This window comes from uncultured Thioclava sp. (assembly GCF_913064665.1).
Lineage (GTDB): Bacteria > Pseudomonadota > Alphaproteobacteria > Rhodobacterales > Rhodobacteraceae > Thioclava > Thioclava arctica.
Map to the genome: position 1 here is coordinate 1 of NZ_CAJYBT010000007.1, position 21,259 is coordinate 21,259.

The following is a 21,259-nucleotide window of genomic DNA, read 5'->3' on the forward strand; positions in this document are numbered from 1 at the left end:
AGGAATTCGCGCTCTCCGTGGGCGAAAACTCGGTGCATGGCTCGGATGCTCCCGACACCGCGGCGCAGGAAATCTCGTTCTTCTTCTCGGGTCTCGAACTCGTCGGCTAATCAGCGCTTTTTGCGTAAACCGATATCATCAAGGGCCGCATCCAATCGGGTGTGGCCCTTGTCTTTTGGGGGTGGTGCGGCTTTGGCTTCGGTGCAGAGCGCGTCAAAGGATTTGCGCAGATTTGCTTTTTCCGCCCCCCGGCAATCATTCCAGGGCCGACCTTGCAGCGCCATGTGCAGCGCGTAATAGCCGATGAAATGCGCGCCATTGCCCGCTGCCAGCCAAGCACGATAGGCCTCATGGGCGCCAAGCGCGCGCAACTGCTGCGCGCTGGTGATCCCGGCGCGGGCAAAGCCCTGCGCGCTGGCAGGGCCGAGACCGGAAATTGAGGTAATTTCGTCACTCATCTAACACCTACACGCAATCGCGATGGGGCAGAGTGGCGTGGGGCGCGAGGGTGCGCAAGTCGAGCTGGAAACCGGCGCAAGATTGCGAAAAATAGCGCCGGTCAGGAGGGGTGACTAGCGCCCAAGTGAGGGCGCGTCGCCGAGGCGATCTTAGATCGACGCCCAGTCGTTAAAGACCGTTCCGCCTTGCTGCTGCGCGCCGCCTGCCTGGCCTTGTTGCTGGCCGGGACGGGGCGTTGCGCCCTGTTGTTGTTGACCGGATTGGCCGCCCGATTGCTGTTGCATGACACTTGCCTCATCATGAGTCGCGTTGTGCGGGGTGAGTCCCGCTTGTGGTGCGACAATTAGGCTCAGGCTTGGTCAGGTTAAAGGGGGGGTCAAGAAAAACTGAATTATCTGCGCAATCCCGTGATCGGCTGTCATGAAACTGTGACAGAACCGACACGAATGGCAGGCTGGGCTGAGAACTTTGGCAAAACTATGACGCGGCTCCTCGCAGGAGAAAACCTGCCTAACGGGTCGCGGCCAGCGTGTTGCGTGTGCTGCAGATTCGCATGCTTTCGCCGCGATCAAGATGCAAGATCGCCTCAAGTGCGGCGTTGTCGGTGACCAGATCGGCCAGCGTCTTGCGATCAAGAGCGCCGTAGAACGCCTCAAGCGCCTCGATCAGCGCTTCGCGCAGCAAACAGGCCTCGCTGAGGGGGCAGGTGTTTGTTTTGGCGTCAAAACATTCGGCGAAGGGCAGCATTCCCTCGAAGGTGCGCAGCACATCGCCCACCCCGATTTTTTCAGGTGCGCGTGCAAGTTCCAAGCCGCCAGAGCGTCCGCGATGGGTCTGGATAAACCCGGTCTGGGCCAGTGTGTTCACCACCTGTGCAAGATGATTTTCCGAGGCATTGCAGACCACGGCGATCTCGTGTTTGCGCACGATCCGGTCCGAATTTACCGCGCAAAACATCAGCACACGCATCGCGAGGTTGCTTCGAGTGGTCAGCCGCATTTATGCCTCCGGGGCTTGGGTCGCTTCACTCATACGTGATAATTTGCCCGGCCTGTTTGATTTGTGTCAGTTCAGGCTCGCTAAATAACACATCACAGATGCGCCATTATGTCAGCGCCGAGGTCTTGGTGCAGACCAAGGCAAAGATCGTGATTGTGGGCTCGGGGGCTGCGGGGACGGGGCTGGTTAACCGTCTGATGGTGGCAGCCCTTGGGCGTGACATGGGGGCAAGATTACGCCGCCGCCATCGACCCCGAGGCACAGCTTGTCACCACCAAGGGCGGCGAGGTGGTCGCCTCTGCTTTTCGGGTCGTGGCCACCGGGCTGAAACTGGATTGCGACGCGGTCGAGTTCGACTATCAGAACCGTCTGGCTCTGCCCTTCCTCGGTGTGATCTCACCGCTCGAAGAGCTGTGGATGTCCTGGCTGATGCAGCAAGTCGCCCTGAAGTCACCCTAAAACGCTATGCTGCACGCAAATTCCTGCTGGCGTAGATGTTCATGCCCTTTGGCGCGGTCGCGGCGGTGGTGGTGGTGGTGGTGCAATGGGCCACCCATTCGGGCTTTGTCGATATCGGGGGGGCGATTGACTGGATCGTGCTTCTTGGTGTCGCAGGCGCTGGGGCTATCGGAAGCGCGATCCTTGTTTATACTGTTCAATCTTTGACCAAGGGTCGCCAAAGCGCAGACCATATGGAGGGCGCAAAATGAGCACGACTGAGATGGCGCCAAGCGGCGCCCATAACCGGCTGGAACATTTCCCGATCACGTTTTTTGCCACCACGATGGGGCTGGGCGGTTTCACGCTGGCTCTGCGCGCGGCCGCCAAGCCGATGGGGCTGGGGCCGCTGCCTTATCAGGGGATGTTTGCCTTCACAGCGGTCGTCTTTGTGCTGATCGCTGCGTTTTACCTCGCCAAGGCGGTGAAATACCCCCAAGCCGTCAAGGACGAGTGGCATCACCCGATCCGGCTGGCATTCTTTCCGACCATCGCGGTGTCGCTGCTGCTGTTGGCGATCATCGCGATGAGCGTGTCGCACGCGCTTGCGCTGACGCTATGGATCGTGGGCACGCTGCTGCAAGGGACATTGACGCTCTCGGTTGTGACCAACTGGATTGGCACGCGCTCCTTCCTGCATGGTCAGTTAAATCCGGCTTGGTTCATCCCGGCGGTGGGCAATGTGATTGTTCCGGTGGCGGGGGCGCAGCTTGGGTTCACCGAGATCAGTTGGCTGTTCTTTTCGGCAGGCATGATCTTTTGGCTGATCCTGTTGACGCTGGTGTTCAACCGGCTGGTGTTTCACGACCCGATGCCGGGTAAGTTGCAACCGACGCTGGTGATTATGGTCGCGCCGCCCGCCGTAGCTTTCATTTCTTGGCTGCGTTTGACGGGGGAGGCCGTTACGCCGGGCGCGGTGATCGGTCATGGCGTCGATCCGTTCGCCCATATCCTGCTATCGCTGGCCTATGTGTTTGCTGCCCTTGTGGCGGTGCAGATCCCGCGCATCCTGCGCCTGCCTTTCGCCATGAGCTTCTGGGCGCTCAGCTTTCCGCTGGCCGCACTGACCATCGCGACCTTCCTGCATGGCGAATACGCCCATTCGATCGCGCATGAGCGGTTGGGGATGGTGTTTTTGGTGGCGCTGACGGTGCTGATCGTGGGGCTGGTCTGGCGCACCATTCTGGGCATTCTGCGCGCTGAGATTTGCGAACCCGAATAAGCCGGTTCACTGGATTGCTTCGTGAAAGGGTGGGTCTTGGCCCGCCCTTTTTCGTGCTGCCAGCGGCATGGGTGTGGTGGCGGTTCGCAAAAGAAGGCGGCGCGCCAGATTGCCCCCGCGCGCCGCTTGATCTTGTCGCCAGCCTTGTTTCTGCTCGGTGAGCAACGTGAAGGGCTTGGCTGTGGTTTTGGTGCGCAGGCATTTTAAACTTACGAAAGCGCGAGCTGCTCGATTCAGATCATGATCGGATGGGATGTGATCAATCGGGGGGGGTGGCAGGGAGGCGCTGTATAAAACGCGGCGCGCTTGACGTTGCGCACGCGCCGCGCCACATCTGAGAGCAACAACCGGGGGATAGCATGGCACTGGAAGATGCGAAGACACAGATCGATCAGGCTTTTACGCGTGCTGAACTGCGCGGCCTGAGTTTCGAGAATGCCTTTGGCGGGGCGACAAGTTTCCTGCGTCGCCGCCTTAGCAAAGATCTGCGCAGGGCGCAGATTGCAGTCACGGGCATTCCCTTTGATCAGGCGGTCACCAATCGCCCCGGCACACGGTTTGGCCCGCGCGCGATCCGCGAGGCAAGCACCTTGCAAGCCTTCGATGCACCTTATGGCTGGGGCTATGACCCGCTGAGTGAACTTTCGATCGTCGATTACGGCGATATGGCGTTTGATTATGCCAATGTCCCCGAGGTGCCGGCCCGGATCGAGGCGCATCTTGCGGGCATCATCAACGCCGGGGTTGTGCCGATCACGCTGGGGGGGGATCACTTTATCACCCTGCCGATCTTGCGCGCGATTGCGGCGCAGCACGGCCCCGTGGCGCTGATCCAGTTCGATGCCCATTCCGACACTTGGGCAGATGACGATATGAGCCGGATCGACCACGGCACCTTTTTGTACAAGGCGCTGAAACTGGGTTTGGTGGCGCCGGAAACGACCGTTTCGGTGGGCATCCGAACCGATAATCCCGATACGCTGGGCGTGAGTACCCTCGATGCGCCCTCGGTGCATCAAGACGGGATCGAGGCTAGTTTGGCGCGCATTCGCAAAGTGGTGGGGGATCGCCCGACCTATGTAACCTTTGATATCGACTGCCTTGATCCGGCCTTTGCGCCCGGCACCGGCACGCCGGTTTGGGGCGGTCTGGCAAGTTGGCAGGCGGCGGCGCTGCTGCGCGGCCTCAAGGGGATCAACATGATCGGCGGCGATGTCGTCGAGGTCTCGCCCCCCTATGATCCGACCGGAGCGACGGCCATCGCGGGGGCGCATGTCGCGACCGAGTTGATGGCACTGGCGGGCTGGGGGTTGCGCAAGGAGGGCCGATGAGAGTGTTGCAGATCATCCTGGCGCTGATCGCGGTGCTTGTGGTGCTGGGGGATGCCTATGTGCGCCTTGCACCTTTGCCCAGCGATCGTTTTCACCGCCAAACGGCCCCGCAAGCGGCGGGCGATTATCCGTCCAAGGGCGGGATCGTGGCGGTGCGCGATGTGTCGGACCCCAAGGCGCAAATGGTCGCGCTTGACAAGATCATCCGGGCCAGTGCGCGCACGCGGGTGCTCAACGGGTCGGTCGCCACGGGCCATATCAGCTATGTGACCCGCTCGGCGCTGTGGGGCTTTCCTGACATCACCAATCTTTATGTCGGCAAAGATACGCAAGCCGGTAGTGGTACGCTGACGATCAGTGGGCATCTGGTTTTTGGCGCCTTTGATCTGGGCGTGAATGCCGCGCGCATCAAAGGCTGGCTGGACGAGGCGGGGCTGTAGCGGCGTAAGGACAATCGTGCCACAGCAGCGAACTCCCGCGACGTGACACCTTGCGCGGATGCCGGGGGCTTCTTATCTCGCGGTCACGCCAGCAGGAGCCAGCATGACGACCGCGTTGCGATATTTCACATGGGCCTTCGTGGTCACAATCGTGGCGCTGATCGGCGCTTTTGCGCTGGGCTATCATCACGAGGGCACTTGGGGCGGGGCATTCTCGTTCTTGCTGATCGCGGCGGTGCTTGCGGTGCTGGAAATCTCGCTCAGCTTTGACAATGCCATCGTGAACGCCAACAAACTCAAGACGATGAGCCCGATCTGGCAAAAGCGCTTTCTCACTTGGGGGATCGTGATTGCGGTCTTTGGAATGCGCGTTCTGTTCCCGCTATTAGTGGTTGTGATCGCGGCAGGTATCGGGCCCTGGCAGGCGATCCAACTGGCGGCGCAACAGCCCGCCGAATATGCGCGCATCATTGACGGCGCGCATCTGTCGATTGCCGGGTTTGGCGGATCGTTCCTGATGATGGTCGCGCTGAACTATTTCATCGACGAGGGCAAAGATGTGCATTGGATTCACACGCTCGAATGTCGGATGCGCGCCTGTGCCTCGGTACGCGGACTTGAGATTGGCTTTGTGCTGCTGGTGATCTTGGGCTTCACCCTTTGGCTGCCCGATGGGCGCGAGGGGGATTTCCTGTTCGCTTCAGTGGCAGGTCTGGCCACCTTTCTGGCCGTGGAGGTGCTGGGGCAGGTGCTGGATCGTGCGAGCCTTGCCGCGGAAACGGCGCGCGCTGGGCTTGGCGGGTTTCTCTATCTCGAAGTGCTGGATGCCTCGTTCAGTTTTGACGGCGTGATCGGGGCCTTTGCGCTGACCCAAAACCTGTTCCTGATCGCGATCGGGCTGGGTGTGGGGGCGATGTATGTGCGCTCGATGACGCTGATGCTGGTCGAGCGCAACACCCTCTCAGAGTTCCGTTATCTCGAACATGGTGCGTTCTGGTCGATCCTGATCTTGTCGCTGGTAATGTTTTTTCAGACCTTGATGCATGTCCCCGAGGTAATCACCGGGCTGGTGGGGGCGGGGTTGATCGGGCTGGCGCTGATGTCCTCGATCCGGTTCAACCGCCGCCTTGGTGCGCCTCACAAGTGATGAATTTTTCTTGACACGTGGCGCTGGGCGCGGCATTTCGACAGCACTTCGGTTCCGCGCAAGCGGATGAAAAGGGAACCCGGTGCGGCGCAGCTTGCGTTCATTCCGGGGCTGCCCCCGCAACTGTGAGCGGTGAGTGACGGCTGACTGAGCCACTGGGTCTATGATCCGGGAAGGCCAGCCCGAGCGACGACCCGCAAGCCAGGAGACCTGCCGAGGCGCTCATCCTTTCGACCCGTGCGGGGTGCGCGGGAGAGGCGGTATTCCGCTTGTGGTGACAGTTTCACCGTCGGCGGAGATTCTCATATTTCCAAAGACTTGCACTGTAAACTTCACGTAAGCCACGCGCTGCGTTCCGAAGGATTTGGATATGACCTACACCCGTTTCACCGCAACTCTTCTGCTTGGAACCGCCCTTGTCAGCCCGGCATGGGCGCAAGACAATCAACCCTTCGCCCTTGATGAGATCGTGATCTATTACGGCGCGCTTGAGCCGCGCTCGAGCGATAAGACCGGGCAATCGGTCACCGTGATTTCCAAGGCTGAAATGGAGCGCGCCGGCGAAACCCGACTGGCCGATCTGATTGCACAGACGCCGGGCGTGGGCATTCTGGCGCGCGGCCCGATGGGCGCACAGACCGGGTTTTCGATCCGCGGTGTGTCGCAAAACTACGTCAAGGTGCTGGTGGATGGGATCGATGTGTCCGACCCCTCGGCACCGCAAGTCCTGCCCGATCTCGGTCGCTTCAACAGCTTGAACTATGACCGGGTCGAGATCCTGCGCGGCTCGCAATCGGCGGTCTATGGCGGTCAGGCAGTGGCAGGCGTGATCAATCTTGAAACGCCGCGCCCGACTAAGGACGGGATCACCCAGCGCGTCGCTTTGGAGCTGGGGTCTTATCAAACGGCCAATGCCGCCTATAGTTTTGGGTGGAAACAGGGCGATGATGAATTGGCGGTGCAGGTGTCCAAGATCTACACGGCCGGATATTCGGCGGCGGATGCGGCAAACGGCAACACCGAAAAAGACGGTTACCGTGCCAACCGGCTTAGCCTGCGTGCGCAAAAGCGCCTTAGCGAGAACTTGCTCGTCGGGATCACCGGGTTTGCGCAAAACGACAGGGGCGAGTTCGATGACGGTTTTTCCACGCCGCCCGTCGATGACAATGAATTCACGCTGCACAAGGAACGCGGCGCGCGTGTGTTCGCGCAATTTACTACGGGGCGGTTCGATCACGAGATCGGGCTGACCTATTACACCACCTCGCGCTATTATCCGATCTATGACTACGGCTATAGCGGCAAGCGTCGCAAGATTGACTGGAAAGCCGCGACCGATCTGGGGGCGGGCCGTTTGACAATCGGGGCCGATCGCAAGCTCGAATCCTACACCGGCACCTATGTCACGGGGCAGGTGCTGACGTCGGATACCGGGGTGTTTGCGGAATATGCGGTTGATCCGATCAAGAATGTCAGCGTCGTTGCCTCTGCGCGCCATGATACGCATTCGCAATTTGGCGGGTTCAACACCGGGCGGTTGGGTGTGACCTGGCAAGCCAGTGCGGACACGCTGGTGCGTGGCTCTGTCGGGAACGGTTTCCGCGCGCCCTCTGGCTATGAGATGTTTGGCTATGGCGGCTCCACCAGCCTCAAGCCGGAAAAATCGATGAGCTATGATCTGGGGCTGGAGCGCAAATTCGGCAAGCAAACCCTGACCGCCACGCTGTTTCGGATCGAAGTCGACAACCTGATCGACTACGCGGCGGGCAGCTATTACCAGACCTCAGGCAAAGCCACGCGCCAAGGTCTGGAGCTGGGTCTGAAAGGGGCGATCAATGCCAAGATCGACTACCAGATCGGCTATACCTATCTGGACTGGAAGAACCCGGCAGGCCTATCGGCGGGCTCGACATGGAACACATCCTTTGGGCGCAACACGCTGACTGCGGGACTAAGCGCGAAGCTGAGTGACACCTTCACGGCAGGCGCGGATCTGCGTTTTGTCACAGATCGCCAGAGCCTGCCGGATTACGCGGTGGCCAATGCGCAGATCAGCTACGATTTTGGGGATGGCAAACAGGCCTATCTGCGCATCGAGAACCTGTTCAACGCGCAATACGAGCTATGGCCGGGTTTTGGCACCTCGGATCGCGCTGCCTATGTTGGGGTGCGTGCGACGTTTTGATCCTCGTAGGGCCGCTTGGCGCGCCCTGGTGACCGCCGCCCTTTGGGTGGCGGTTCCCGCTTGGGCGCAACCAGCTGATCTGCCCATGCGCGTGGTCTCAATGAACCTATGCACCGATCAGCTGGCGTTGGCGCTGGCTGATCCGGGGCAGATCGTTTCGCTTAGCCACTTCGCGACCGATCCGGGCATGTCGGTGCATTGGAAACAGGCTGAGGAATACCCTCTAAACTATGGCCGGGCCGAGGAAATCTCGATCCTGCGTCCTGATTTGGTGCTGGCCGACACATGGTCGAACCCTGACACGATCCGAATGCTCAAGACGCTGGGCATTCGCGTGGAGCAATTGCCGCCCTCGACCTCATTGCCCGAAATTCGCGCCCGCATCACCAAGATGGGCGCGTTGCTGGGCCACCCCAAACGCGCGGCCAAGATGTTGGCGGATTTCAATGCGCGTTTGGCTGCAATCAAGCGCCCGGCTAAGGGGTTGCGCGCGGCGGTGATTGGGCCTTCGGGCTATGGCTATGGGCCGCGCACGTTGGAGGGGCAAATTCTGGCGCTGGCGGGGTTTGACAATGTGGTCAGCGGGCCGGGGCTTGATTTCGGTGGACGGTTGCCGCTGGAGGATCTGGTGATGGATCATCCCGATCTGGTGATTGTCGGCGGCTCGCAAGGCAGCATGGGCACCAGCCGGGCGCAATCGGTGCTTGATCATCCGGTGTTGCGCGATTTACCTACGCAGCGCGGGTTGCGTGATGCCCGCTGGACCTGTGGAGCGCCTGCGATGTTGGGGGCGGTGGCCGATCTGGCGGCGCTGGGGCGTAAAATAGAACAAAGCAAGGTTTCGCAATGAGTTATCGCGCGATCCTCATCTGGTTATCGCTGGCGGTTGCGGGGCTGTTTCTGGCCTCGCTGCTGATCGGTCCGTCTGGGATCGGTCCGATGGAGGGGCTGCGCGCGCTGTTTACAGGCGAGGGCGCGCCGGGTCTGGTGATGCGCGAATTGCGCCTGCCGCGCGCGCTGTTGGGCGTGGGTGTGGGGGCGGCGCTGGGTCTGTCTGGGGCCGCGATGCAGGGGTTCTTGCGCAACCCGCTGGCCGAGCCGGGGCTGATTGGCACCTCGGCGGGGGCGGCGCTTGGTGCGGTGATTGCCATTCAAACCGGGCTTTATGCTGCTTTCGCGCTGGCGCTGCCCTTTGCGGCCCTTGCGGGCGCGGGCGTGGCGGTTGCGTTGATACTGGCACTGGCCGGGCGTGAGGGGCGCGCCTTGGTGCTGATCCTAGCGGGGATTGCGGTGTCGGCCTTGGCGGGGGCGGCGACGGCGCTCGTGTTGAACCTTGCGCCATCGCCCTATGCCGCAGCCGAGATCGTGTTTTGGCTGATGGGTTCGCTGGCGGATCGCTCGATGACCCATGTGGTTTTGGCGACCCCGTTCCTGATTTTGGGGGCGGTGATTTTGCTCGCGACGGGGCCGGGGCTGGATGCGTTGAGCCTTGGCGAGGATGCGGCGGCCTCGATGGGCGTGTCGTTGAAACGGCTGCGTTTGCAGATCGTGTTTGGCAGCGCGCTGATGGTGGGGGCGGCGACGGCTGTTGCGGGGGCGGTCGGCTTTGTCGGGCTGGTCGTGCCCCATCTGCTGCGTCATTCGCTGGGCGCGCGGCCCTCGCGGCTGCTGCCTGCCTCGGCGCTTGGGGGGGCGGCGATGCTGCTGGCCGCCGATATCGCGACGCGCGTGATCGCACCCGAGCGTGACCTGAAACTGGGCGTGCTGACCGCGATCGTGGGGGCGCCGTTCTTCCTTGCGATGATCCGCAAGATGGGGCGGGAAACATGATGCTACAGCTTGAAAACCTCACGGCGTTGCGCGGCCAATGCCCGGTGGTTGATACCGTGAGCGCCAGCATTGGCCCCGGAGAGCTGATCGGTTTGATCGGGCCAAACGGGGCGGGCAAGACGACGCTGATGCGCGCAGCACTTGGGCTGATTGCGCATCAAGGCGACAGCTCTCTGGCGCGACTTGATCCGATGGCGCGGGCGCGCGCAGCCGCGTGGTTGCCCCAAGCGCGCGAGATCGCTTGGGGGCTGTCGGTGGCCGAGCTGGTGGCGCTGGGGCGTTTGCCGCATGGGCGCGATCACGGGGCGCAGGGGGCAGAGGCGGTCGCGGCGGCGCTGGCCCGGATGGGCCTTGAGAATTATCGCGCGCGCATCGCCACGCAGCTTTCGGGCGGAGAGCAGGCGCGGGTGCTGATTGCGCGCGCTCTGGCCCAACAAAGCCCGCTGATCCTCGCCGATGAGCCCATCGCGGGTCTTGATCCGGCCGCCCAGATCGAGACGATGGAGGTGTTTCGTGCGCATGCCGACGCAGGCGGGGCGGTGCTGTGTTCGCTGCATGATCTGGGACTGGCCGCGCGCCATTGCACCCGCGTTTGGGTGATGGATCGCGGGCGTCTGGTGGCCGATGGCCCCCCTGCCACAGTGCTCAGTCGCGCGCTTTTGGCCGATGTGTTTCACATCCGCGCCCATTTTGAGGACACCGCGCAAGGTGCTGTCTTCCAAGCGCTTTCGACATTGCAGCGCTAAGATAGGCCAGCGCTAAGACAGGCGCGCTCTCGCGTATAAGTGATCCCGCTTCGCGGCGCGCTATTGGGGTGCAATTCGCGGATCATACGCAACGATCTTGCCAAGAGAGAACGCTAGGCATGTGTGCAATTGCGCATTTGGTGGTTTTGGCGGCTTTACCCCCTTGTTGGGGGCTCAAATGCGGGCCTTTTCGCGGCGTCATGGGGCGGGGCGTTGCGCCTCGACTCTGGGGCCTTGCGCGCTAAAGTGGCTGCCAAGACGAAACGTCATCAACCCCGAGGAGGGGGCATGTATACCCGCTTTATTCGCTTTTCGCCGCTCGCCATTTGTATCTTGCTGACATTGGGCGCACTTACGGGACTTATTCTGACAGATTGGTTTTTGATTGCCGCAGTGATCTTTGGCTTTTTGTCGTTGGTGGGGGTGAATGACATCATCCAGACACGCCATGCGATTACGCGCAACTACCCGATTTTGGGCCATCTGCGCTTTTTATTCGAAGAAATTCGCCCCGAGATCCGGCAATATCTGATCGAGAGCGATGATGATGAGGTGCCGTTTTCGCGTGCTACCCGCACGATCGTGTATCAGCGCGCCAAGGATATCGAAGACGCCAAGCCTTTTGGCACAAGGATGCGGGTCTCGGAATCGGGCTATCAGTGGATCACCCATTCGGTCAAACCGCGCCATATCGAGAATAGCGATTTCCGCGTCGAAATTGGCGGTCCCGATTGCAAGCAGCCCTATAACGCCTCGATTTACAACATCTCGGCGATGAGTTTCGGGGCACTGTCGGCCAATGCGATCATGGCGCTCAACCGGGGTGCCAAGGCGGGCGGTTTTGCCCATGACACGGGCGAGGGCGGCATTTCGCGCTATCACCGCGAGGGTGGCGGCGATCTGATCTACGAACTGGGCTCGGGCTATTTCGGCTGTCGCAACCATGATGGCAGTTTCAACCCCGAGAAATTTGCGATGCGCGCGGGGGATCCGCAGGTCAAGATGATCGAGATCAAGCTGTCACAAGGTGCCAAACCCGGCCATGGCGGCATGCTGCCCGCCGCCAAGATCACGCCCGAAATCGCCGAAGCCCGCGATATTCCGATGGGGGTGGATTGTGTGTCGCCCGCGTCGCATTCCGCCTTTGATACGCCCATCGAGATGATGCATTTCATCGCCAAACTGCGTGAGTTGTCGGGCGGCAAGCCGATTGGCTTCAAGCTGTGCGTTGGCCATCGGCGCGAATTCATGTGCATCGTCAAGGCGATGCTGGAAACCGGCATCACGCCCGATTTCATCGTTGTGGATGGTAAAGAGGGTGGCACCGGGGCCGCGCCTTTGGAATTTGCCAACCATATGGGCTTCCCGCTGGTTGAGGGTTTGGTGTTTGTGCACAACACCCTGCGCGGGGCGGGGCTGCGCGACAAGATCAAGATCGGCGCAAGCGGCAAGCTGGTCACCGCTTTTCACATCGCCAAGACGCTGGCGATTGGCGCGGATTGGGCCAATTCGGCGCGCGGTTTCATGTTCGCGGTGGGCTGTATTCAGGCGCAATCGTGTCACACCAACCGCTGCCCGACCGGCGTGACCACGCAAGACAAGATCCGCCAGCGTGCCTTGGTGGTGCCCGACAAGGCGACCCGCGTGGCCAATTTCCACCGCAACACAATGAAGGCGCTCAGCGAGATGACCGGCGCTGCGGGGCTGACCCATCCGGGGCAATTCCTGCCCCACCACCTGCTGGTGCGCGTCACCGACCGCGATTTCAAGGTTGGCGACGAGGTCTATCCCTACATGCCCGAGGGCTTCTTGCTGCGCGAGGACGATGACCGCTTTGGCTATCTCAACCGCTGGCAACGCGCCCGCGCCGAGGCGTTTGAACCCATTGACAGCGGGGTGTGATTTTTGGGGGCGACCCGCTGGGGCACGAAACCGGGGCGCGCGAGCGGGCGCGTCCCCGTCGTGGCGATAGTCGGCTTGGAGCCCTGTTTGAGGTTCTACACTCTTACTGACACTCTTAGTGCTGGCTCAATCTCATGAAACCGTACGGTCTAGGAGATACTCGATGGGAGCAATAGATGGTGTGCCGTTACTACTCGCAGCGGCTGAAGTAACAGCACGAAAATTCTACGAGGACGTTTGAGAATTACACAAGCTAATGGACGAACAAGGCGGGCAAACAGTTTTTGTGAATGGCCTACGAATGGCGACTGTTCAGATTGAAGTTGCTGCCGTCGGTGTCTTTTCTCTCTTTGAGGCGCGGCTGCAGCCCCAGTTCCCAAGGGGCCCGTTCTTCAAGCAGTTGAAGGCACACCTAACCAAAGTCGGTCAGACTGAACTCGCGAACGATGTCTGGTAATATTACTTGGCGGTGAACGTGCTGAAACACGGGCAGGGTTCAAGTTACGAGGAACTGCTCAAGACACCCAATTTGCCATTTACAATAAAGCAACCGGGTGACTTCTTCTTTGATGAAGGCGACATCGCTGAACCTGAAGGCCTAATACACGTCACCTCAACAGGTTTCTTCGAGGGGCTCATTCAAACACTAAGTAGAGCACACATGTCATTTGAAGGCTGATGGGTCGTTTAGGATTTAGGTTTGTTTTGTCCGCAAACCAACCCCAGAAGATCTCGCGCCAATCCCGCAGCTCTGCCCCCCTCACGCGATGATCCTAGGATCGTCCCCCATATCCAGGCGCGGGAAGACGGTGCTTTCCAGCAGCCCCTTCTCAAAGCCGAACATGCCGCGCATCGCCCAAGCGGCATAGGCGCGCACATCGGCGGTGGGCATCAGGTCGCGTTGCTCAAATAGCGCGTGATCGGCCAGACCGGGCCAGTGGCCATAGACGCGCCCGCCGCGAATGGCTCCGCCCGCCATGATTAGCGCGCCTCCGGTGCCGTGATCGGTTCCAGCGGTGCCGTTTTCGCGCGCGGTGCGGCCGAACTCCGTCATCGCGAGCACCGTCGTTTTCCCCCAGTCGCGGCCCAGCCCGGATTTCAGCGCAAGGATTGCGCCCGTCAGATCGCTCAGCCGCCCGGCCAGCACATTGCGCTGGTTGCGATGGGTATCCCAGCCGCCAATCGAGAAGGTGGCGATCCGGGTGTCTTCGCGCAGCCGGGCCGCGGCAAAGGCGGCCAGATCAGCGCCCTGTCCCTTGATCTTGGGCAGGCGTGCCATGCCGTTCTTTTCAGCCGTTTTCTCGGCCTCCAGACGCGCGGAAATCTCCAGCGCCTCTTGGGCGGCTGCGTGAAACAGCGGGTCCTCTTCATAGACGCGCTCGAGCAGGCGCTGGCTTTGGTCGCTGATGCGAAGCTGTGTTTTGGGGGCCCAGCTCATCGACGGGGCGGGCCCCTCGATCACCTTCATCTCATCGCGCCCGACCGCATAGGCGGTGTCAGATTTCAGATCGGGCACCGCTTGCAGCATCCGGTTGAGCCAGCCATCGCGCACCTGCGGTTCAAGCACATCCAGCCCCGTGCCCGCCTCAAGAATGTCCTGCCCGTCAAAATGGCTGCGCTTGTCGCGATAGGGCGTGGCGACGGCATGGGCAAAGCCCAGCTCGCCCGCGGTCCACAGCGGCATCAAATCGGACATCGCCGGGTGGAGCGCATAAAAATCATTCAGCGCGGGGCCGGTCTTGCCGTCGGTCAGGCTGGGTTTGCGGTAGGTGGCGTAATCGGGGTCGCCGATCGGGCGCACCACATCCAGCCCGTCCATCGCGCCGCGCAAAATGATGACCACAAGGCGCTCATCTCCGGGGGCAGAGGCAAAGGTCACGGGGCTGAGCAGGGGCCATGCGGCGGCCGAGCAGCCGATCAGCGAGGCGGAGCGCAAAAACAGGCGGCGAGAGATCGGGCGGACAGGTGGGTGTGTCATCGCGAGGACCCCTCTAGCGGCGGTTGAAATTGGCCGAGGCAAGGACCAGTCCGATCCCCTCGCGTTTGCTTTCGGCGCGCGCGGCGGCTTGCACCAAGGTTGGGCTTGCCGCATCGCCCAAGGCGGTCTGGACGAACTGGCGCGGATCGGGCAGGTGGCGTTCGTGAAGGGCCGCCATGCGCATCGACCAGTTGATCCGTGTGGCCAGCGCTTGCGGGGTGATCCACGCGGTGGCGTCTTCGGCCCAGCCATTCGGACCAAGGGGCTTGTGATAGGATTGCCCCATCGCTCTGAGCGGGGCGTAAAACCGCGAGCGAGTCTTTTTGTCGTCGAGGCTGTCAATCAAGGCGGCGGGGGGATTGATGGCGCGCAGGCTGGCGGCGATGAAATCCCACGGCTGGCGTGCCTTGCCCCCAAGTGGCACCCACGCAGCGGGATGCTCGAGCATCGCCGCGTAGGTGGCGCGCAGGTCGCTATTATGGGCGCTATAGGCCGAGGCGATATGGGCAACGAGGTCTGGATCGGGCTGATCGGCCACGAAATGCACTGCCAGCTTATGGGCCAGATGATGCGCCGTGGCCGGGCTGAGTGCGATATCGTCAAGGGCTGCGTAAATGTCGCTAAGCTTGGCCGGGGTTTCACCGCCATAATGCCGCCCCAGCACCAGTTCGGCCCCCGGTTGCGCCCAATTTGGATGAAAGGCAAAGCCCTGTTGCGCGTTGAACCCCAGTCCGGTCAATAGCTTGGAAAACTCGCGCACATCCGTTTGCGTATAGGGGGCCGAGACGCCCAGAGTGTGCAACTCTAACACCTCTCTCCCCAGATTTTCATTCAGCCCGACTTTTTTGTGCTTTTGGGCAAAGGCGCTTTGTGGCCCGATCGAGCGGGTTTGATCGAGATACATCAACATCGCCGGATGGGTCACGGCAGCGCGCAGCATTTGCGCGAATGTGCCCGTCAGATGGGGGCGAATCGCTTCTTTGGCAAAGGCATCGGGCGCAGTGGCAGTGACGGTGTTCTTTGCGGTCACAGTGAAGTGATCGCACCAGAAATAGGGCAGCCGTTCGCGAAACCCCTGAGGCGACAGGCTGGCGCGGGCAAGCTGGGCGCGCAACCCGTTCAGCACCTGCGTATTGAGAATATCTCTCGTGGCTCTGATCCGGGTCTGGGGGGTCGGATCGCCCTCACGCTGGGCCTTCTGCGCCGCATACATATCGCGCATTTGTTGGCGCATAAATTCCGTTCCACGCAGCGGCCAGCGCGCTGCGGCGCTATCAGGTTCATCAAGCTGGCTTAGCAGCGCCTGCGCATCGCGTGGCGCAGGCTGGTCGGGCGACAACCCATAGCCAAAGCGGATCGCCGCGATTGTCGAGATGTTTTCCGCCCCGGCCATCTTGGTCACCTTTTCGCGAGGATGTCGCGGGCGCTGTCCCGGGACCAGAGGGATCAAGATACGCCCCCCGCGAGGGCTTGCCTAGCGGGCGCGATGCGGTCTCGCAGTAATGTGCCAGTCGGGTGAGATGCTGCGCTGCGGCGAGTAAATCCGTTGCTTGCATCACATCTTCTTGTATCATCATGTTTGAATATATCGGCATGGGAGAAAGGGAGACTGCCATGAGAGACGCTCCAAAGCCATTTTGGTCACCGCTTTCAGCGGGAATTGTGCTGGGTTTAGCGCTTTTGCTGACCTTTATCATTACCGGCCACGGGCTGGGAGCTTCTGGTTTCGTGACGCGATTCGCAGCGCAAGCCAATGAATGGGTCGCCCCAACCGCGACCGCAGAGAACGCCTATTTCGGGCCGTTCATGAAGGCGGGCAATCCGCTGATGTCCTGGATCACCTGGGAAGTCGTGGGCGTGCTGATCGGCGCGTTTCTGGGCGCCAAAGGGGCCGGGCGGATTTCGGTCAAGGTGGAGCGCGGGCCTTCGACGTCCAGCGGCAATCGCTTGATGTATGCGCTGATCGGGGGCGCGCTGGTGGGCTTTGGCGCGCGTCTGGCGCGCGGCTGCACCTCGGGTGTGGGGCTGTCGGGCGGCGCGACGCTTGCCGTGGCAGGTTTCGTGTTCCTGATCGGATTTTTCGCGGCAGGCTTTGCCGTGTCCTTTCTCATGCGGAGGGTCTGGCAATGAGTATTCCGTTTTATGATGGCGGCGTGGCCTCAGGTTTGCTGTCGGGTGTGCTGTTTGGCTACGCGCTTGAGGCCGCCGGTTTTGGCAGCGCGCGCAAGCTGACGGCGCAGTTTTCGCTGCGGGATTTCTCGGTGTTCAAGGTGATGTTCACTGCCGTTCTGGTGTCGGCAATCGGGCTGTATATCCTGCGCTCGATGGGGCTGATGGCGGGCAATGCGGTGTTCATTCCGACAATGTTCTTCTGGGCGATCCTTGCGGGTGGTCTGCTGATCGGGGCCGGGTTCGCACTTGGGGGCTATTGCCCGGGCACCTCGGTGGTTGGCGTGGCCTCGGGGCGCATCGACGCGGTGGTTTTCGCCGTGGGCATGGTGATTGGCACCTCGGCTTTCGCTTGGGTGTATGAGCCGCTGATGGGCTTTTATATGGCCGGTCAGGGTCCGGCGGCGCAAACCTTGCCGCAGCTGTTCGGCCTGCCCGAATGGGTGGTTCTGCTGGTGCTGGTGGTTTTGGCCGCAATCGGTTTCCGGCTTGGCACGATGATGGAGCGCGCACGTGGCGGCCCGCTGACGTCCGAGGAGGTCTGTGCACCCGATGACGAGGCCGATGACCTGACCATGACCGCAGCCACGCGCCAAGCGTGACCTGTGGCCAACGTGATTTGACGATTTTTTGAGGGAGGAAAGACTGATGAAACTGAGAAAGACCAAGACTCGTAAAAGCCTGCTGCGCGCAGCAATGGTGCCGATGACGGCGCTGGCGATGAGCGCCGCACTGCCGATGGCAGCTTCGGCGCAGGCCACCAACCCCTGTGCGCCCGCCGCAGTGGTCAATCCTTGCGCCCCGGCGGCAGTGCCTGCCAACCCTTGCGCACCGGGCGCAGCAGCGGCCAACCCCTGTGCGCCGGGTGCGGCAGCCGCAACAGCCGCCGATGCGGCACCGATGGCCAAAGGCCCCTTTGACACAACGGTCAAGGCCGCGCAGGCCCCCTATGGCAACGAGATGCCCAATATCGTGGTGAATTACCTGCGTGCCTCGCCCTATATCGGCACGGGTGGTTTTATTGACCCGACCGGGATCCCGATGCTCAAGATGATGGGCTTCAAGACCGTTGTGAGCCTGCTCAAGCCCGATGAGGGCGCGCCCAACGAAGGCGATTTGGTCAAGACGGCGGGGATGAATTACATCCATATGGCCGTTCCGACCAAAGCACCGACTGCCGATCAGGTCGCGGAATTCGCCAAGATTGCGGATGATCCGGCGAATTACCCGATCTTGTTGCATTGCGAGAGCGCCAACCGCGTCGGCGCGATGTGGGCGCTGTATCGCGCCTCCAAGGGCGTGCCCGCCGAGATCGCAATCGAAGAGGGCCGTCAGGTCGGTCTCAAGACCTCGCGCGAGGCGCAGGTGCGTGTCGACCTGGGCTTGCCGCCGCTCTGATCTGGTGGTGTAGTGAAATGAACGGGACCGGTCGGTTGGCCGGTCCCGCTTTTATAAGACCTGCTGCAGTCGAGTGAGGGGTTAGTATGGGTCAAATTGCGCGCTCTGGCGCTGAAATCGCACCGCCCGTGCTGAGAAAGCTGCCGCGCGGGCGCCTTGAAGAAATGCATGACGCCGCCGAGACAGTGATCGAGTGCGAAACCGTGCTGCGCAAATCGGGCATGAGCGTGCTGTCCGAAGTGCTGCGCGATCAGGGCACCTTCACCACATGGGAGCGCTATCCCAAGGGCGACATTTTTGACCCCGAAACCCATTGCCAGTATTTCTATCACGCCCATGCCGCCGATGAGATGCTCAGCAGCGAAAACGGGCATTTTCATCTGTTCGTGCGCCCTGACGCGTTGGGCCTGAACCTTACGCCTTGGGATTTGCCCGGCGCGAGAATTCCCGCCGATGCGCCAGATGATACGGGCGCGCGATTTGCCCATTTCGGTGCGATCAGCGTAAACGCCAAAGGCACGCCGTTGCGGATTTTCACCACCAATCGCTGGGTGACCGACGAGACGTTTTATCGTGCCTCTGACATGATCCGTCTCTTGGACCATTTCGCGATTGAACTGGCGCATCCGAACTGGGCCGTGAACCTGTGGCTTAGCGCGATGGTCAGCCTCTATCGCCCGCAATTCGAGGCGCTCTTAGAGGCGCGCGACAGTCGCATTCAGGCTTGGCTCGACAGCCATCCCGACAGTGCCGTGCTCGAAGATCGCGGCTTGCAGAATATCTCTGAGCTGGCCATCGACACCCATGCCCAAATCGCCGCGATCGAGGCCGAACTCGATCTTTAGCTTTCCTGCATCAAGCGCCAGCGGGTCTCGGCCATGCTTTGGCTGATCATGCCGGGGATCAGCAGCGCATCGATCAGCCACCACAGCCCGACCAGCGCCAGCGGGACATAGCCAATCAGGATCGGCGCCAGCAATGTGCCAATCCCGGTCATCAGCAGCATGATCACGCCCGAGCCGACGCGCCCCAGATACATCCGGTGCACGCCCAGCATCGGCAGGAAGAACCAGATCGCATAGGCGGCCAGCGCCGATTTCTTTTCATTGGCGATGCGCTGTTCGATATAAAGTGCGCGGGTGTCGTCTCGGGTCATGTTAAGCCTCGTTACATTGTCTGATCCCGATATGGGGGGTGTTACGCGCGGTGCAAGCCCGCAATTGCAAAAACGCGACTTGCGAGGGCGCGCATTGCACGGCAGGTTGGCGCGATGGAACCGATCTTGCAAACATCGCTCAGCTTTGCGCCCTGGATGGAGGCGCGCACTCGGCGGCTGCCCGGCGTGGTGCCGTTAGACCCGGAGAATTGGCTAGAGGTCGACAGCGCCTATGGCGCGCAAATGGCGCTGCGCGAACGGCTGCTGAATGAGACGCCCGATCAGGTACATGCGCTGGCCCCAAGTGCCGAACCCGCCGCCGCTGAGCTCTATCAGATGATCTTGGGCATCCTGCCCAGTCTTGGCTTTGATCTGCAAGACACGCAGGCTATGTGCCCCGATGGGCGCGTCGTGGCGCTTGATCCAACGCAGCCGTTGATGACGCTGGGGCGGCTGGTGCAAGAGGATCTGTGCCTTCTGCAAGCCGATCCTGAGGGCACGGGGCAGGGCGAACATGTGCTGACTGGCGGCGTGCTGTGTTTCCCCTCTGGCTGGCGGCTGACCGAGAAATTTGGCCGCGCGATGATGCGCATCCACAAACCGATCGAGATTTACACCGACGATCTGGGCGCGCGGGTGCAACGCCTGATGGATGGGGTGCAGCCGGGGCGCGGGCTGATGCGCGGCACGGCGTCTCATTCCGATGCGTTTCTCGCCGATCCGCGCTCGGAATACGAATATGACCATGGAAACGCGGCCTCTAAATTCATCCGGGTGGAGCGACAGGGCCTTGTGCGCTTGCCACAAACCCGCGCGGTGGTGTTTTCGATCCACACCCAAATCGTGCGCACCGAAGCGCTGAGCGCGGAGCAGGCCGCATTGCTGGCGGAGTTCCCGATCCGCTTGGCGGATTAATTGTTGACGTAAGGTCATCCTGTGTCATCCTTACCCGAAGAGCTTCATTTATGGCTGTTCGGAGTTTGAGAGATGATTGCTTCCCCCGTATTTTGTCGCCGCAAAGTCTTGGGCACGGCCCTGCTCGCCCCACTGGCCACAGGGATATTTCCCGGCGTCGCATTCGCCCAAGATTTCGAGCGTTTCAAAGCCGCCCTCGACGCCTCGCGCTCCATTGCAGATACGCTTGCTGCAAATGTGGCAGAGGCTTCGTTCCCGATCAACGCGCAAACCGCAAAGGCTTGGCAGGACACCGATTTCCAAGGGCGACGCCAGCTTGCTGATGCCGCAGTCGAGATTCCTGCCGAGGAGTTGCGCCCGTTCGTCATAGAAGGCCAAGAGACGCTCTATGATGCTATGCTTCTGGCTGGTATCGCACCGATCCCAAGTCCAGATCAGGTGGTGGCGATCCCCATCGAACAGATCCCATCAAAGACAACCTGTCCCGCGGCAGCAAGAACCGCTTGGGAGATTTTCCTGGACGCGCTTGGGCTTCTTGATGAGTCGGAGATAATCGAGGAAGTGCTGAAGGCGATCGGCGGCGAGCAGTCGATGGATGACATGGCCGATGCAGTCAAGAAAAAGGATATCGAACGATTTTTTGACGGCTGCAAGAAACTCCTGACATTGTTTGGCGAAAAGACCTTCCTCGAAATGTTCATCGAAAAGGCCGGCAAAAAAGCCTTTTCCAAGCTGCTTGCGGCACTGTCCTTGCGGATGATTCCGTTTGTCGGCTGGGGGTATGTGCTGGTTTCGATCGCACTCTCGGTGAATCGGCATTGGGCAGACATTATCTGCGATCGCGCTGAGTAATCAAAAAGGCCCCGCGAATGCGGGGCCTTTCC

General features: G+C 61.1%; 25 protein-coding genes and 1 riboswitch. Of the genes, 19 read left to right on the forward strand and 6 right to left on the reverse strand.

Translation table 11 applies throughout. The features are described from left to right. Positions 1-110, forward strand: a 110-nt coding sequence (locus tag QZ571_RS04145) for a nucleoside-diphosphate kinase (RefSeq protein WP_295532440.1), incomplete at its 5' end; no start/stop codon positions are given. On the opposite strand, the gene QZ571_RS04150 is transcribed toward QZ571_RS04145, so the two are convergent. The 3 genes from QZ571_RS04150 to QZ571_RS04160 form a co-directional block, all read right to left on the reverse strand. Next, positions 111-458 carry a TfoX/Sxy family DNA transformation protein gene (locus QZ571_RS04150; protein WP_295532199.1) on the reverse strand — a complete coding sequence of 116 codons (348 nt, stop codon included), beginning with the start codon at positions 456-458 and terminating at the stop codon, positions 111-113. It abuts the gene before it with no gap. 150 nt (positions 459-608) lie between these two features. After that, the gene (locus QZ571_RS04155; protein WP_295532201.1) at positions 609-743 is read right to left on the reverse strand and encodes a hypothetical protein; all 135 of its coding nucleotides are present in this window, start codon (positions 741-743) and stop codon (positions 609-611) included. 226 nt (positions 744-969) lie between these two features. Further along, a complete protein-coding gene (locus tag QZ571_RS04160) occupies positions 970-1,458 on the reverse strand; it encodes an Rrf2 family transcriptional regulator (RefSeq protein ID WP_295532203.1) in 489 nt (162 codons plus the stop codon). Between the two features lie 216 nt (positions 1,459-1,674). Here QZ571_RS04160 and QZ571_RS04165 point away from each other — a divergent pair, with 216 nt between their 5' ends. From QZ571_RS04165 to QZ571_RS04220, 12 genes are all read left to right on the forward strand, one after another. Beyond that, on the forward strand, positions 1,675-1,917 hold the full coding sequence (locus QZ571_RS04165) for a hypothetical protein (protein WP_295532205.1): 243 nt from the start codon (positions 1,675-1,677) through the stop codon (positions 1,915-1,917). A 35-nt stretch (positions 1,918-1,952) separates the two neighbouring features. Next, positions 1,953-2,168: a DUF5368 family protein gene (locus tag QZ571_RS04170; protein WP_295532207.1), complete on the forward strand. Its 216-nt coding sequence runs from the start codon at positions 1,953-1,955 to the stop codon at positions 2,166-2,168. Continuing rightward, complete coding sequence (locus QZ571_RS04175; protein WP_295532209.1) at positions 2,165-3,178, forward strand: SLAC1 anion channel family protein; 1,014 nt, start codon at positions 2,165-2,167, stop codon at positions 3,176-3,178. The genes QZ571_RS04170 and QZ571_RS04175 overlap by 4 nt, the downstream gene beginning before the upstream one ends. Positions 3,179-3,537: 359 nt before the next feature. Then, positions 3,538-4,509 carry an agmatinase gene (gene speB / locus QZ571_RS04180; RefSeq protein WP_295532211.1) on the forward strand — a complete coding sequence of 324 codons (972 nt, stop codon included), beginning with the start codon at positions 3,538-3,540 and terminating at the stop codon, positions 4,507-4,509. After that, positions 4,506-4,949 carry a DUF1499 domain-containing protein gene (locus tag QZ571_RS04185; RefSeq protein ID WP_295532213.1) on the forward strand — a complete coding sequence of 148 codons (444 nt, stop codon included), beginning with the start codon at positions 4,506-4,508 and terminating at the stop codon, positions 4,947-4,949. The genes speB and QZ571_RS04185 overlap by 4 nt, the downstream gene beginning before the upstream one ends. A 103-nt stretch (positions 4,950-5,052) precedes the next feature. After that, entirely contained in the window at positions 5,053-6,096 is a 1,044-nt protein-coding gene (locus tag QZ571_RS04190) for a DUF475 domain-containing protein (protein WP_295532215.1), read from the forward strand. A 32-nt stretch (positions 6,097-6,128) separates the two neighbouring features. Further along, positions 6,129-6,329: riboswitch (cobalamin riboswitch) on the forward strand. Positions 6,330-6,466: 137 nt separating this feature from the next. Continuing rightward, positions 6,467-8,281: a TonB-dependent siderophore receptor gene (locus QZ571_RS04195; RefSeq protein ID WP_295532217.1), complete on the forward strand. Its 1,815-nt coding sequence runs from the start codon at positions 6,467-6,469 to the stop codon at positions 8,279-8,281. Between the two features lie 28 nt (positions 8,282-8,309). Next, positions 8,310-9,131, forward strand: coding sequence for an ABC transporter substrate-binding protein (locus QZ571_RS04200; protein ID WP_295532219.1), 822 nt, complete (start codon positions 8,310-8,312; stop codon positions 9,129-9,131). Further along, positions 9,128-10,111: an iron ABC transporter permease gene (locus tag QZ571_RS04205; RefSeq protein WP_295532221.1), complete on the forward strand. Its 984-nt coding sequence runs from the start codon at positions 9,128-9,130 to the stop codon at positions 10,109-10,111. Before QZ571_RS04200 ends, QZ571_RS04205 begins: the two co-directional genes overlap by 4 nt. Then, positions 10,111-10,857 carry an ABC transporter ATP-binding protein gene (locus QZ571_RS04210; protein ID WP_295532442.1) on the forward strand — a complete coding sequence of 249 codons (747 nt, stop codon included), beginning with the start codon at positions 10,111-10,113 and terminating at the stop codon, positions 10,855-10,857. Before QZ571_RS04205 ends, QZ571_RS04210 begins: the two co-directional genes overlap by 1 nt. Before the next feature lie 288 nt (positions 10,858-11,145). After that, positions 11,146-12,759, forward strand: coding sequence for an FMN-binding glutamate synthase family protein (locus tag QZ571_RS04215; protein WP_295532223.1), 1,614 nt, complete (start codon positions 11,146-11,148; stop codon positions 12,757-12,759). Between the two features lie 475 nt (positions 12,760-13,234). Then, positions 13,235-13,438, forward strand: a complete 204-nt coding sequence (locus QZ571_RS04220) for a hypothetical protein (protein ID WP_295532225.1) — start codon at positions 13,235-13,237, stop codon at positions 13,436-13,438. Between the two features lie 81 nt (positions 13,439-13,519). Here the strand turns inward: QZ571_RS04220 and QZ571_RS04225 are convergent, their stop codons facing one another. Continuing rightward, positions 13,520-14,737 carry a DUF1501 domain-containing protein gene (locus tag QZ571_RS04225; protein ID WP_295532227.1) on the reverse strand — a complete coding sequence of 406 codons (1,218 nt, stop codon included), beginning with the start codon at positions 14,735-14,737 and terminating at the stop codon, positions 13,520-13,522. Positions 14,738-14,750: 13 nt separating this feature from the next. Further along, on the reverse strand, positions 14,751-16,130 hold the full coding sequence (locus QZ571_RS04230; RefSeq protein WP_295532229.1) for a DUF1800 domain-containing protein: 1,380 nt from the start codon (positions 16,128-16,130) through the stop codon (positions 14,751-14,753). 221 nt (positions 16,131-16,351) lie between these two features. Between QZ571_RS04230 and QZ571_RS04235 the strand changes: the two genes are divergently transcribed. The 4 genes from QZ571_RS04235 to QZ571_RS04250 all read left to right on the forward strand — a co-directional run bounded on the left by QZ571_RS04235 (position 16,352) and on the right by QZ571_RS04250 (position 19,149). Further along, complete coding sequence (locus QZ571_RS04235) at positions 16,352-16,867, forward strand: YeeE/YedE thiosulfate transporter family protein (protein WP_295532231.1); 516 nt, start codon at positions 16,352-16,354, stop codon at positions 16,865-16,867. Beyond that, positions 16,864-17,508 (forward strand): DUF6691 family protein, encoded by a 645-nt coding sequence (locus QZ571_RS04240; protein ID WP_295532233.1) that lies wholly within the window; start codon positions 16,864-16,866, stop codon positions 17,506-17,508. Before QZ571_RS04235 ends, QZ571_RS04240 begins: the two co-directional genes overlap by 4 nt. Before the next feature lie 46 nt (positions 17,509-17,554). Continuing rightward, complete coding sequence (locus QZ571_RS04245; protein WP_295532235.1) at positions 17,555-18,304, forward strand: protein tyrosine phosphatase family protein; 750 nt, start codon at positions 17,555-17,557, stop codon at positions 18,302-18,304. Positions 18,305-18,390: 86 nt separating this feature from the next. Continuing rightward, positions 18,391-19,149: a hypothetical protein gene (locus QZ571_RS04250; RefSeq protein ID WP_295532237.1), complete on the forward strand. Its 759-nt coding sequence runs from the start codon at positions 18,391-18,393 to the stop codon at positions 19,147-19,149. Here the strand turns inward: QZ571_RS04250 and QZ571_RS04255 are convergent. Then, complete coding sequence (locus tag QZ571_RS04255; RefSeq protein ID WP_295532239.1) at positions 19,146-19,460, reverse strand: TM2 domain-containing protein; 315 nt, start codon at positions 19,458-19,460, stop codon at positions 19,146-19,148. The two genes, QZ571_RS04250 and QZ571_RS04255, sit on opposite strands and share 4 nt — an antisense overlap. A 114-nt stretch (positions 19,461-19,574) precedes the next feature. On the opposite strand from QZ571_RS04255, the gene QZ571_RS04260 reads away from it, so the two are divergent. Further along, a complete protein-coding gene (locus QZ571_RS04260; protein ID WP_295532241.1) occupies positions 19,575-20,375 on the forward strand; it encodes a DUF3445 domain-containing protein in 801 nt (266 codons plus the stop codon). Between the two features lie 72 nt (positions 20,376-20,447). Continuing rightward, the gene (locus QZ571_RS04265; RefSeq protein ID WP_295532243.1) at positions 20,448-21,227 is read left to right on the forward strand and encodes a hypothetical protein; all 780 of its coding nucleotides are present in this window, start codon (positions 20,448-20,450) and stop codon (positions 21,225-21,227) included. Positions 21,228-21,259 lie beyond the last annotated feature (32 nt).